Source organism: Curtobacterium sp. MCBD17_013, assembly GCF_003234565.1.
In the GTDB taxonomy this organism is placed as follows: Bacteria; Actinomycetota; Actinomycetes; order Actinomycetales; family Microbacteriaceae; genus Curtobacterium.
Genome location: NZ_QKTU01000016.1, coordinates 45,856 through 58,287, shown reverse-complemented (window position 1 = coordinate 58,287; position 12,432 = coordinate 45,856). Strand labels below are relative to the sequence as shown.

Below are 12,432 nucleotides of genomic sequence, written 5' to 3'. Positions count from 1 at the left end.
GCCCCCGTCCTCCCGCCGTCACACGAGCACACCACCCACGGGGTCGGGCCCCACCCCCGACCGTGGCCCGACGACCCACGGCTCGACCCCGAACTGCTGCAGCACGGTGACACCCGCAACGTCGTCGACGCCTACCGGTACTGGCGGATGGAGGCGATCGTCGCCCACCTCGACATCCGTCGGCACGGGTTCGACGTGGCGATCGAGAACTGGCAGCACGACCTCAACATCGGGTCGATCGTGCGGAGTGCGAACGCGTTCCTCGCCGGCAGGGTGCACATCATCGGACGGCGGCGCTGGAACCGACGCGGGGCGATGGTGACCGACCGGTACCAGCACGTGGTGCACCATCCCGACGTGGCGACGTTCCTCGCGGCGATGCGTGACGAGGGGCGACCGGTCGTCGCGATCGACAACCTGCCCGGCGCCGAGCCGATCGAGACCGCGGCCGTGCCGGAGCGGTGCGTGTTCCTGTTCGGGCAGGAGGGGCCGGGGCTCTCGCCTGAGGCCCTCGCCGGCGCGGGCCGGTCCCTCGAGATCACGCAGTTCGGGTCGACCCGGAGCATCAACGCCTCGGCCGCGGCGGCGATCGTCATGCACGCGTGGATCGTGCAGCACGGGGTGTTGCCGGCCGCCGGGCGTCGACCGGCGGGCTGACCCGCGGCGCGGGGTTGCACCGCGCGAATGCACGTCGCACCGCTGAATGCCCCGGTTCAACGTCCCGTACCCGGTTCAACGTCCCGTACCCGGTTCAACGTCCCGTACCCGGTTCAACGTCCCGTCCGCGGTTCGACACCGGGGGAGGGTGCAGCGGCGTCGGCGACAGCACCCGGCGACGAACGGCGCATGCTCGCCTGGGCCGTGGTGGGCCTCCCGGCCGTAGTGTCGACGCATGGCGACGCTGCTCATCACCGGGGCCGCGGGACGCATCGGGTCGGCGCTGCGCCCGAGGCTCCTGGCGGCCGGACACTCCCTCGTGCTGTTCGACGCGCGCGAGCCCGACCCACCGGTGGGCGACGGGGAGCGCTTCGTGCCGAGGGAACTCCACGACCGCGCCGCGCTCGAGACCGCGATGATCGGCGTCGACACGGTCGTGCACCTCGCGGGCATCCCGACCGAGGCCACCTGGGACGACATCGTCGAGACGAACATGACCGGGACCAAGGACGTGCTCGAGGTCGCCGCGGCGAACGGGGTGCTCCGCGTGCTGCTCGCGAGCTCGATCCACGCCGTCGGGTTCGTCGCCGAGGAGCACGACGCCCCGAGCAGTGTCCCCGGCGACCGGCTGCCCCGCCCGGACTCGTACTACGGGGTGTCGAAGGCCGTGATGGAACTCCTCGGGAGCCTGTTCGTCGACCGTTTCGAGATGTCGATCGTCTCGGCCCGGATCGCGGCGTTCGCGCCCGAGCGTCCGCACTCCCGACGGGCGCGATGGGTGTGGACGTCGGCGGACGACCTCGCGCGCCTCGTCGAGGTGACCGTCGGGTTGACCGAGCCGGGGCACCACGTGGTGTGGGCGACCTCCCGGAACAGCGGCTCGCAGGTCGACCTGACGGCGGGGGAGCGGATCGGGTTCCGCCCGGTCGACGACGCGGCCGCGGTGCTGTCGGACGAGGAGTTCGCCGCGATGCCCGACGAGGAGATGCGGTGGCTCGGGGGGAGCATGGCGACGCAGCCCCTGGGCGAGCCGGCCCCCTGACCCGAGTCCCCCTGACCCGAGGCCCCCTGACCCGAGGCCCCCGTCGCTCGGAGCCCCGGCCTACCCGATCAGGCTCGGCCGCAGGTCCCGCAGCGTCCGGAACCGACTCTGCCGCCCGGCCACGAGCGCGGTGACCACCAGTGCCCCGAGCAGCCAGCAGGCGAGCACGCCCGAGTCCGACCACGCAGCGGACACCGAGCCGCCGTACATGAGCTGCCGGATCGCGTCGACCGAGTAGCTCATCGGCAGGGCGAAGTGCAGTGCGGCGAGCGGCGCGGGCAGCGTCTGCCACGGGAAGGTCCCGCCCGCGGTGACGAGTTGAATGAGCATGAGCACGAGCCCGAGGAACTGCCCGACGGACCCGAGCAGCACGTTGAGCATCATGATGATCGCGGCGAAGGTGACCGACGCGAGGACCATCACGGCGATCGTGCCCGCGACGTGCTCCACGCCGAACCCCAGCGCGAACCGCACGATCGCGAACAGCGCGAGCATCTGCACGAGGCCGAGCAGCGCCGGGGTGAGCCAGGCGCCGAGCGTGATCGGCAGGGGCTTCCGGACGGCGGTGATCGCGCGGCGGGAGATCGGCCGCAGGATCAGGAACAGCGCGTACATGCCGATCCACGCCGCGAGCGAGATGAAGAACGGGGCGAGCCCCGCGCCGTACGTCCCGGCGTTGGCGATGTCCTGGTCGGCGACGCGCACCGGGTCCGAGATGACGGACGCCTGCGCGTTCCGGGTCGAGGCGTTCGATGCGGGGATGTCGTTCCGACCGGACTTGAGCGACGTGTGCAGCTCGACTGCTCCGGCGTGCAGGGTGTCGAGTCCGGACGCCAGGGACGTCGCGCCGGCATCGGCCGTGGCTGCCCCGGCGGCGAGGGACGACGCGCCCGAGGACAGGGTCGTGGCGCCCTTCGCCAGGGCCGATGCCCCGGAGGACACGGCCGCGGCGCCGCTGGAGACCTGGGCGGACCCGGAGGACAGCGTGCCGGCGCCGTCGTCGAGCCGGGCGATGCCGTTCGTCAGCGTGGGGGTCGCGGTGGCGAGCGAGGCCGCGCCGGACGACACCTGGGCGGACCCGGAGGCGAGCTGGTCGAGCTGGGTACGGAGCGTGGCGCTCTGCTGCTGCAGGCCGGTGATCTGCTGCTGCAGCGTGGAGTTCTGCAGCGCGGCGGCGATCGCGGCCTGCTGCGCGGGTGTCAGGGCGGCGTCGGCGGGCAGGGCGGCCTGGATCTGCGTCAGCAGGGTGGTGGGCGACAGCGCGGCCACGCCGTTCAACACGGGGTCGAACGTGGCGGCGAGCTGCTGGTTGCCGGCGGCGACCCGTGCGGCACCGGTCGCGAGCTGCTGCGTCGACGACGGCAGCGAGGCCGTCTGGGACCGGAGCTGGTCGAGCCCGGCGTCCAGGGACGCGGCGCCCGACGCGACCGAGGCCGAGCCGGAGGCCACCCGCGACGCGCCCGAGGCGAGCGCGGCGGTCTGCGCCGGCAGGTCGGCGGTGCCCGACGCGAGCTGCGACGCCCCGGAGGAGAGCTTCCCCGTCCCCGCCGCGAGCTGCTGGGCGCCCGACTCGGCGGTCCCGAGACCGGACGCGAGTGACCCGCTGCCCCGGACGGCCGGCAGCAGGTTCGTCCGGATGTCCGCGAGCCCGACGAGCAGGGTCTTGGCGGCTCGCTTGCCGACCTGCTCGGACACCGAGGTGCGCATGGTCTTGCCGGCCTGCTCCGCGATCGTCGACGCGAGGTACGAGTTGGCGTCGCTCGTCGTCATGACGAGCTCGGCGCGCTGCGGGTCGCTGTCCGAGGCGCTCGCGAGGTCCTGGGAGAACGCCGCGGGGATCGTGACCACGAAGTCGTAGCGGCCGGACTTGATGCCGGAGCTGGCGGCCGACGCCGACGTGACGGTCCAGTCGAACGAGCCGTCGCGGACGGTCTGCTTCGCCACCTGCTCGCCGTAGTCGACGTGGTGGCCGTCGACGGTCGCCCCGGTGTCGTTGACGACGAGCGCGGCGGGGACGTGGTCGAGCTTGGCGTACGGGTTCTGGTTCGCCCACAGGTACAGCCCGCCGTACAGCAGCGGCACGATCATGAGCGCGATGAACGCGACGCGGGCGAGGGGGGTCGCGGTGAGCCGGCCGAGTTCGGCGCGGACGAGTGCGGGTGTGGTCACGAGCGGGTGCTCCCCTGGGTGGACGCTGCGGGTGCGGGTGCGGGTGCGGGTGCGGGTGCGGGTGCGGCTGGCGATGCGGCCGGGAGGGACGGTGCGCGTCCGTCGTGCGCCGTGCCTCCCGCTCGTGGCTGGCTCCGCTGCATGATGGCGGTGATGGTCTCGACGGCCGCCGCCGAGGCGATGACGAGGACGGCGATGCCGCGGTCGGCGACGTTCTGGAGGACCGCGAACCAGTCCGCCACGGACCCGCCGTGGCGCTCGGGGGTGGTCACGACGAGCCCCTCGACGCCGTCGCGCAGCAGTGCGAGCTCGACGAGCAGGCGGATGCGCGGCGCGGTCGGGACGCGTTCGATCGGGGTGTCGGCCCACTCGGTCAGGTGGAGTTCGTCGAGCACGGTCGTGACGGCGTCGCGGCCGGTGTGGCGTCCGGCGAAGGCGAGTTCCTCGCGGACGATGCGGCGCACGGTCATGACGGCGAAGGGCTCGGCGACGGTCGGTGTGTCGACGAGGGCGACCGTCCGGCGGACGCGGGCCGGGTCCTCGACACCGTCGACGAGCAGGCGGCCGGCGTCGGGCTGCATCCGGCCGCCGGCGACGAGCGACGCCACGACGGGGGTCTGCTCGGTCTCGACGGCGACGAGCCCCGGGCGACCGGGTTCGGCGACGGCGGACACCGGGGGCAGCGGGGCGCCGGGCCCGCTGCCGATCGCGAGGGCGTCGAGTTCGAGGATCATGCGGGCGGCTCCGGGGTGACGGGTCTGGATGCGGATGCGGATGCGGGTGCGGGTGCGGCTGCGGGTGCGGGTGCGGGTGCGGCTGCGGCTGCGACGGTGGGTGTCCGCGGCGGGACGGTCTCGAGGACATGGAGGGAGGACCTCCAGTCCAGCCCTGCCATGCCGAGTGCGGACACGACGACCATGCGGTGCCCGTCGGCGGGACTCGTGCCGGCGCGTGTGGCCTCGTCGAGCACGGCGATGCAGGCGCCCTCGACCAGGCGCGCGAGCGACTCGACGGGCACGTCGTCGCGGAAGAGCCCGGCCCGGACGCCGTCGGCGCAGGCGTCGAGCACGGCGGCGCGGAGCGGGGCGAACACCGACGCGATGCGGTCGACCGAGGGCCCGTGCAGGGCGATCCGGGCCAGGGAGCGGACGTCGGCCACCTCGGCCCAGAGCGCGGCGGCGATGGTCGCGATGCGGACGTCGGGCAGGAGCGGTGCGAGCTCGGCCGCCGCGGGCATCGTGCCGAGGATCCGGCGCGCGCCGCCCGTGACGACCTCGTCGACCAGGTCGTCACGCGTGGGGAAGTGTCCGTAGACCGCGCGGCGCGACAGGCCCGCCGCCGCGGCGATGGTCTCGATCGAACCGTCGGGGTCGGCCTGGAGGACCGTGCGGGCGGCGTCGACGAGTGCGGCCCGGTTCTCGGCTGCGTCGCGTCGCGGACTCCTCGAGGGCATGGGATCAGCCTACGAACGTGCACAGCACTGTGCAACATCGAGGTGGTGGATCACGATCGGCTGGGCGGCCCGGCTCGGAGTTCGTTCTGCGGCCCTCCGGAGGCGATGGCCCGCGTCTAGGGGATGCTCCGACACAAAGGATGCGCAAGGTGGACAAGTAGTTAGGCGGCCTAGTGTTTCGATGCCATGCTCGACCCATGACGAACCGGCGCAATCCCGAGGGGCCCCACGCGGCCGACGCGTTCCCCCCGACGCAACCCATCGACATGCGCCAACTCTTCCTCGACCAGGAGGCCATCAATGCTCGACCGTGAGACCCTCGCCAGCCTGCGCCAGAACCCCATCGAGTGGCGCCGCCGTGGCCTGACGCCCCCGGACGCCCTCGCCGCCATGGTCGAGGCCCGCGTCTCGGGCACGTCGAAGCTGCGCCGTCCGCTCGACCCGAGCTACGCGGACTTCTTCCAGGCCTGAGCGCCCCGCGGGTCCGTCCCGCGCTCGGCCCACGGCGGCACCCCTCCTGACCGGAGCGGGTGCCGTTGTCGTCCCGGGACCCGGCCGGGACGCGCGTTCGTCTCGTTCCCTGGACAGGACGTGAACGCGCTCCGAGAGCCGGTGTTTCACTGGTCGGCAGGATGCAGGAGGAGCGATGAAGTACATCCACTACGACAGCACCTCGGTCATGACGGGGAGCGAGATCGCCGACGCCGTGATCGAGTACGCCGCGGCCCTCGGCGCGGCCGGTGGTACGGACACCGTGCACGTCCCGACCTTCGACGACCACGGATCGGTCGCGTACGCGACGCTGCTCATCGGACCCGCCAGCGAGATCGTCGTCGACGACGCCCCGGACGACGAGCTCGAGCCCGAGGACCCCGCGTTCGTCGAGCGACTCCGTGAGGGTGCCCGGAAGCTGTCGGGCGCGACGCCGGTCCACGCCGACGGCACACCGGACTTCCGCGCTGGCGTCCCGCACCCCGAGGGCGACTGAGGCACCGGCAGCAGGTCCGGACGGCGACGGAGCCACCGGCCCCGAGCCTCCCCGACGAGGCGGCACCCGTCCCCGGACGAGACGGCACCCTGTCTCCCTGACGACGACGGCACCCGGTCCACAGGGAACGGGTGCCGTCGTCGTGTCGGTGGAGCGGAGTCAGTTGCCGATCTTGTCGTCGGCGGCCTGCTCGCCCTTCTCGATCTGGTCGGAGTGTCCGCCGCCCGTGGCCTTGTCGGCCGCGCCGGCCGCCTTGTCGAGGCCGGCGTCGGACGCCTTCTCGCCCTTGTCGCTGTCCGCGAAGTCCTTCGCCTTGTCGCCGAGGTCTGCCATGTCGTGCTCCTTCCGAGTGCTCCAGCCCGCCCGGGATCCACTGCCCCGGATGCGGGGTGCCCACGTTCCTCCCGGCTGCGGGGAGCGTTCCCAGCGTCTCCGGCGGTCATCGCGTTCACTGGGCTCGTGACCATCCACATCGGCATCAGCACGAAGCTCTACCTGTCGTACCGCCGGTCCCTCGACTGGCTCGGCCGCGTCACCGAGCTCGCTCGGGAGCACCCCGGCGTGGTCGACGGCCGCGTGGCGCTGTTCGTCGCGCCCTCGACGCCGCTGCTCGAGTCCGCCGTCCGGCTCGCTGCGGGCACCCGGGTCCGCGTCGCGGCGCAGGACGTCAGCCGCTACGCCGAGGGCGCCCACACCGGCGAGACCGGCGCGCCCCTGCTCGCCGAACTCGGGGTCACGATGGCGGAGGTCGGGCACGCCGAGCGTCGCGCCGACGGTGAGACCGACGCGGTGGTCGCCGCCAAGGTCACCGTCGCCCAGGAGGCCGGGCTCACCCCGCTCCTGTGCGTCGGCGAGACGACGCGGTGCGACCCGCGGGAGGCCGCCGCGTGGTGTCTCGAGCAGGTCGGTGCCGCCACGACCGGACCGCTGATGATCGCGTACGAGCCGGTCTGGGCGATCGGTGCCGCGGAACCGGCCCCCGCGTCGCACGTCACGGCGACCGTCGACGCCCTGCGCGACGGACTGCCGGGAGCGCTCGCGGGCAGGCCGATCGTCTACGGGGGGAGTGCGGGCCCGGGGTTGCTCGGACGGCTCCACCCGAGCGTGGACGGCCTGTTCCTCGGGCGCTTCGCCCACGATCCGGAGAACGTCCGCCGGGTCCTCGACGAGGCCGCGGCCCTCACCGCCTGACCCCCCGTTCACGCTGCCCGAGATCGCAGAACGCGCCGTCAACGGGGGCGGTGGGAAGCGGAGTGTGCTGCGACCTCGGCGCCGTGAGGCGAGTCACGAGGCCCGCATCAGCCCTCGACGCGCCGCGCCTCCCGACGGTGCCGGCGCACGCCCCACACGCCCTGTCGCCGGTCCATCCAGGCCACGACCGCGACGTGCGGGACGGTGAGCGCCGCGATCAACGCGAGGTACACGCCGAGCGGTGAACCCTCACCGCGGCGGAGCAGGGCGAGTGCCACGAGCATGGCCGTCGCGATCGCCGTGACCGGCCAGGCGTCGCGCGCGAACCGCAGGAACGGCCGGACCGGACGCCCGGCGCGCAGGTCCGACGCCGACGCCGGATCGAGCAGCTCGAGGCGGACGATGTGCCGGAGCGCGTGCCACAGGCAGAAGTACAGACCGACAGCCAGGACCGCCGGTACGACGGCGAAGAACGCGACGAGGAACAGGGTCGCGCCCAGGTCCCGTCCGAACGCGCGACGCTGCGCCGGATGGGCCCGGGCTGAGCACGCCTCCGCCAGGACGGTCAGGAGGACCGTGGCGGCGAACACCACACCGACGGCCACGCGGACGGTGGGTTGGAACACCGCGGCGACGTCGCCCGGGGGCACGTGCCGCACCACGCCCGCGGTGTCGAGCAGGACCTGTCGGTACACCGCCGGCTGCGTGACGAACGGCACGAGCATCGGGATCCCACCGCGGACGACGACGGTCCCGACCGCGAGCGGCACGGATGCCGGCCGCGTCTCGACGGACTGTCGCACCCACAGGTCGCCCTGTCCCCAGTGGAACCACGTCAGCGCGATGAAGCCGGCGAAGCCGACGAGTGGTGCCGCCCACCAGAGCACTGCGGTCGCGCTACCGAGGACCAGGTACGCCACGACGACCACGAACACCGACAGCGGCGCCCGCGCTGTCGCTCGCATGCGCACCGGCACGAGGTGGTCGAGCGCGCCGTGCGGTAGGCCGAACACGACGAGGCTGAGCGCGAACGGCACGAGCTGCACCGCCGGGGGGAGCTGCACCTCGGCGACGCGGAGGGCGACGCAGGCGACCAGCACGGCCCCGAGGACCACCGAGGCGGGCCGGAGCACCCGTCCCCGCACGGCACCGCGCAGGGCTCCGTCCAGTGGCAGGTCAGCGGGCGCGCTCGCGACGCCCGGGAGGCCCGCGCTGCTCATCCGGGCGCCGAGCGGTCCGCCAGCCGTCCCGCTCGCCGATCCCGTGCCGTGCCGAGCAGCGCCCGCACGACCACCCGGACCGCCGCCAGCAGGAACGGGACCGTCGGCAGCGCCAGGACCATCCGCAGGTCGTCGCGGACCGTCGAGCGCTCGGTGAGGAACCGGACCAGGGCGTCCCCCGGGACCCGGTCGAACATCCGGAGGAAGACACCCGGGACCGCGTCGGGGCGGTCCTGGAGGAACCGCAGGAACACGGCGTCGAGCACCCACGTCCGCATCGGTCCGCGGGGCGGGGTTCGATGCCCCGCGGCGAGCCCGGCGGCCGCACGCTGGATCCGCAGGAACGCGTACCCGGTGCTCGGTCGCACCGCTCCTCCACGGACGCCGACGATGTCCGGCGGCACATCACGCCCAGCGAGCCGCATCGGGATCACGCCGTGCTCGCCGCCCATGCGGTCGAGCTCGTCGGGGCCGAGTCCGTGGCGCTCCCGGAGGTACGTCGTGATCCCCGCCTCGAGGACCGCGCGAGGCACCGCCGCCTCCGTCAGGTAGGTGTCCTCGACGAGCGCCTCGGTCGTCGACGTGGGCAGGACGTACACGAAGTGGATCCCGCGGGACTGGTCGACGTCGAAGTCCATCAGTGTGACCACCCCGGGGTCGAACACGGGACGGTGTGCGCGGACCCGGACGCCGAGGAAGCGCTGCGCGAACGCACCGCCGCCGTCCTCCGGCCTGGTGTCGACCGGCCCGCGGGCGTCCACCACGCGCCGGGCCGGAACGTCGCCCGATGGCGTCCGAACCGTGTTGCCGTCAGGACCGGCGTCAACCCCGGTGACGGCGGTGCCGAGCCGGAGCCGGACGTCGGCCAGCCCCGCCAGCCGATGCAGGGCCTCCCGGTAGTAGTCGGACGCACGGATCGAGACGTACGGGGCCGCGGCGGCCGTCGTCGTCACGGTGCGCCCACCCGCACGGACGGCCCAGGACGACCAGCGCGCCGTGATGCAGTCGTCGAACGGTGTCGGTTCCACGTGCCAGAACGACCACGTGTGGTCGTCCGTGTAGGCCGTGCGGGCGTCGAGCAACACGACGGACCCGGCCGACCTGCGCTCGGCGAGGGCGATCGCGGTGGCGAGCCCCGCGCACCCCGCGCCGAGCACTGCGTAGTCGACCGGGACGGGTCGCGCGGACCCGGGCTCCGGCGCTGCCGTCGTGCCCGTGCCCGTGCCCGTGCCCGGGCGGGCGTCGTGCGCGAGCGCGCCGCTCACCGGGGGCGCTTGACCCGCGGCGCTCCCTGCGCCGAGGCGCGGACCGACTCCGACAGCGGCGGCAGGACCGCGTCCGAGACCTTGACCGACGACCACCACACCGACTCGGGGTGCGTGTCCTCGTGGTCGCGGACGTCGGCTGCCGTGCGGAGCTTCGCGACCTTGTGGATCATGGCGCCGAAGCCCACCTTGGCCGCGATGTCGGCGGCGGAGAGCAGCACCTGCATCCAGGTGGTGACGGCGCCACCGTGGCCCCAGCCCTGCAGGCCGAACACGATGGGGTACACGAACCAGGTGACGAGCAACAGGATGCACGCGTTCGTGTAGGTGCCGATCGCCTCCCCGTCGGCGAACTGCCGGCGACTGCCCACCATGACGTAGATGATCACGATGTACAGGACCACCATGAACACGCCGGAGATCGACCCCCACAGTGCGAGGCCGCCCAGGGACTCCCCGTCGTCGATGACCACGCCGCCGATGTACCCGGTCGCGATCATGAGGAACGCGGCACCGATGCCGACGAACCGGACGCGTCGAGCCGCCGGCCCCGCGAGCATCGCGACGCCGATGAGCTCGATCATGAGCATCGGGACGGTGACCGTCCAGTCCATGTACCGCGGGGTCCAACTCAGCATCGCGTCGCTGTTCGGCAGCCACCGGCTGCCGTGCTGGTCGTAGCCGAGGTCGAACTTGATGACGAGCAGCACGTACGACAGGAACGCGACCGCGGTGATCCCCATGCTCGCGTAGACCGAGGTGCGGTAGCGCGGCGAGACCTCGTTGCGCGACGTCCACGACTTGATGAAGTAGGCGATCATGGCCAGGCCCGCCACCGCCAGCGCGTAGAGGATCACGGAGTGTTCGGCCTCGGTCAGGGGCACCTTCCAAGGGGCGATGGTGTCGTCGTGCATGCTGCACCTCTCGTCGTGGCCACCGGGGCGGCCGCCGCGCGCTGCGGACCGCCCTGACGATGCTCGGAGGCGACTGCCCGATGCCCCAGGTAACGGGGGAAACGAGGCCGATAGACTCGGGTGGACCACCGGCCGCTCGGTCGGGCCCGGTCCTCCGCAGACGTGAGGAGAACCACATGCCCGCAGTCGTGATCATCGGAGCCCAGTGGGGGGACGAGGGCAAGGGGAAGGCCACCGACCTCCTCGGCAGCCGCATCGACTACGTCGTCAAGTTCAACGGCGGCAACAACGCCGGGCACACGGTCGTGGTCGACGGACAGAAGTACGCCCTGCATCTGCTGCCGTCGGGCATCCTCACGCCGGGCGTCACGCCGGTCATCGGCAACGGCGTCGTCGTCGACCTCGAGGTCCTGTTCCAGGAGCTCGACGCGCTCCGGGCCCGCGGGGTCGACGTCTCGAAGCTGCGGGTGTCGGCGAACGCCCACGTCATCACGCACTACCACCGGACCATCGACAAGGTGACCGAGCGGTTCCTCGGCAAGCGGCAGATCGGCACGACCGGCCGGGGCATCGGGCCGACCTACGCCGACAAGATCAACCGCGTCGGCATCCGGATCCAGGACATCTTCGACGAGAACATCCTGCGGCAGAAGGTCGAGGCCGCGCTCGAGCAGAAGAACCACCTGCTGGTCAAGGTCTACAACCGCCGGGCGATCGAGGCGGAGGAGGTCGTCGAGTCGCTCCTGTCGTTCGCCGACCGGCTCCGCCCGATGGTGACCGACACGGCGCTCGAGATCCACCGGGCGCTCGAGCGCGGCGACACCGTCCTCTTCGAGGCCGGCCAGGCCACCATGCTCGATGTCGACCACGGCACGTACCCGTTCGTCACGTCGTCCTCCGCCACGGCGGGCGGCGCCGCCACGGGTTCCGGCATCGGTCCCGGCCGCATCGAACGCGTCATCGGCATCGTCAAGGCGTACACGACCCGGGTCGGCGCCGGCCCGTTCCCGACCGAGCTGTTCGACGAGTCGGGGGAGTTCCTCCGTGCGAACGGGTTCGAGTTCGGCACGACGACCGGACGGCCGCGCCGCTGCGGCTGGTACGACGCCCCGATCGCCCGGTACTCGGCCCGGATCAACGGTGTGACGGACTTCGTGCTCACGAAGCTCGACGTCCTGACGGGCCTCGAGACGATCCCGGTCTGTGTCGCGTACGAGGTCGACGGCGAGCGCATGGACGAGGTCCCGGTGTCGCAGTCGGACTTCCACCACGCCGTGCCCGTGTACCAGGAGTTCCCCGGCTGGTCCGAGGACATCTCGGGCGCGCGGAGCTTCGACGACCTGCCGAAGAACGCGCAGGACTACGTGCTCGCGGTCGAGGCGATGTCCGGCGCACGCATCTCCGCGATCGGCGTCGGCCCCGGCCGTGACGCCATCGTCGTGCGCCACGACCTCCTCGGCGCCGAGTAGCCGACGCCGCGGCGCCCCCTCCTGCCGGCGCCGGCGGCCGGGGCGCCGGCCGAGGCCGGTGGCG

The 12,432-nt window shown here is 72.9% G+C and carries 13 protein-coding genes; 6 read left to right on the top strand and 7 right to left on the bottom strand.

Features of this window, described 5'->3' with window-relative positions:
- Together DEI81_RS13895 and DEI81_RS13890 are read left to right on the top strand one after the other, a co-directional pair.
- On the top strand, positions 1-657 hold a 657-nt coding region (locus DEI81_RS13895), incomplete at its 5' end, for a TrmH family RNA methyltransferase (RefSeq protein WP_111011327.1).
- 235 nt (positions 658-892) lie between these two features.
- Positions 893-1,699: an NAD(P)-dependent oxidoreductase gene (locus DEI81_RS13890; protein WP_111011326.1), complete on the top strand. Its 807-nt coding sequence runs from the start codon at positions 893-895 to the stop codon at positions 1,697-1,699.
- Positions 1,700-1,759: 60 nt separating this feature from the next.
- Here DEI81_RS13890 and DEI81_RS13885 read toward each other — a convergent pair whose 3' ends face one another.
- From DEI81_RS13885 to DEI81_RS13875, 3 genes are read right to left on the bottom strand one after another with little or no spacing between them, the layout of a single operon-like run.
- Positions 1,760-3,868, bottom strand: a complete 2,109-nt coding sequence (locus DEI81_RS13885; protein ID WP_111011325.1) for a YhgE/Pip domain-containing protein — start codon at positions 3,866-3,868, stop codon at positions 1,760-1,762.
- A complete protein-coding gene (locus DEI81_RS13880; protein ID WP_111011324.1) occupies positions 3,865-4,602 on the bottom strand; it encodes a hypothetical protein in 738 nt (245 codons plus the stop codon). The genes DEI81_RS13885 and DEI81_RS13880 overlap by 4 nt, the downstream gene beginning before the upstream one ends.
- Positions 4,599-5,321: a TetR/AcrR family transcriptional regulator gene (locus DEI81_RS13875; protein ID WP_111011323.1), complete on the bottom strand. Its 723-nt coding sequence runs from the start codon at positions 5,319-5,321 to the stop codon at positions 4,599-4,601. The genes DEI81_RS13880 and DEI81_RS13875 overlap by 4 nt, the downstream gene beginning before the upstream one ends.
- Before the next feature lie 300 nt (positions 5,322-5,621).
- Between DEI81_RS13875 and DEI81_RS16300 the strand changes: the two genes are divergently transcribed.
- Positions 5,622-5,792 carry a hypothetical protein gene (locus DEI81_RS16300; RefSeq protein WP_181434603.1) on the top strand — a complete coding sequence of 57 codons (171 nt, stop codon included), beginning with the start codon at positions 5,622-5,624 and terminating at the stop codon, positions 5,790-5,792.
- 175 nt (positions 5,793-5,967) lie between these two features.
- Entirely contained in the window at positions 5,968-6,309 is a 342-nt protein-coding gene (locus DEI81_RS13870; RefSeq protein ID WP_111011322.1) for a hypothetical protein, read from the top strand.
- Between the two features lie 159 nt (positions 6,310-6,468).
- On the opposite strand, the gene DEI81_RS13865 is transcribed toward DEI81_RS13870, so the two are convergent.
- A complete protein-coding gene (locus DEI81_RS13865) occupies positions 6,469-6,642 on the bottom strand; it encodes an Rv0909 family putative TA system antitoxin (RefSeq protein WP_111011321.1) in 174 nt (57 codons plus the stop codon).
- Between the two features lie 126 nt (positions 6,643-6,768).
- Here DEI81_RS13865 and DEI81_RS13860 point away from each other — a divergent pair, with 126 nt between their 5' ends.
- Positions 6,769-7,500 (top strand): triose-phosphate isomerase family protein, encoded by a 732-nt coding sequence (locus DEI81_RS13860; protein WP_111011320.1) that lies wholly within the window; start codon positions 6,769-6,771, stop codon positions 7,498-7,500.
- A gap of 107 nt (positions 7,501-7,607) precedes the next feature.
- On the opposite strand, the gene DEI81_RS13855 is transcribed toward DEI81_RS13860, so the two are convergent.
- Genes DEI81_RS13855 through DEI81_RS13845 form a run of 3 tightly spaced genes read right to left on the bottom strand, consistent with a single transcriptional unit; the run spans position 7,608 to position 10,899 of the window.
- Positions 7,608-8,720: a Brp/Blh family beta-carotene 15,15'-dioxygenase gene (locus DEI81_RS13855; protein ID WP_111011319.1), complete on the bottom strand. Its 1,113-nt coding sequence runs from the start codon at positions 8,718-8,720 to the stop codon at positions 7,608-7,610.
- Positions 8,717-9,985, bottom strand: coding sequence for a lycopene cyclase family protein (locus DEI81_RS13850; protein WP_181435436.1), 1,269 nt, complete (start codon positions 9,983-9,985; stop codon positions 8,717-8,719). The genes DEI81_RS13855 and DEI81_RS13850 overlap by 4 nt, the downstream gene beginning before the upstream one ends.
- Positions 9,982-10,899, bottom strand: coding sequence for a bacteriorhodopsin (locus DEI81_RS13845; RefSeq protein WP_111011317.1), 918 nt, complete (start codon positions 10,897-10,899; stop codon positions 9,982-9,984). The genes DEI81_RS13850 and DEI81_RS13845 overlap by 4 nt, the downstream gene beginning before the upstream one ends.
- Before the next feature lie 176 nt (positions 10,900-11,075).
- Here DEI81_RS13845 and DEI81_RS13840 point away from each other — a divergent pair, with 176 nt between their 5' ends.
- Positions 11,076-12,368, top strand: coding sequence for an adenylosuccinate synthase (locus tag DEI81_RS13840; RefSeq protein ID WP_111011316.1), 1,293 nt, complete (start codon positions 11,076-11,078; stop codon positions 12,366-12,368).
- The last annotated feature ends 64 nt before the right edge of the window (positions 12,369-12,432 follow it).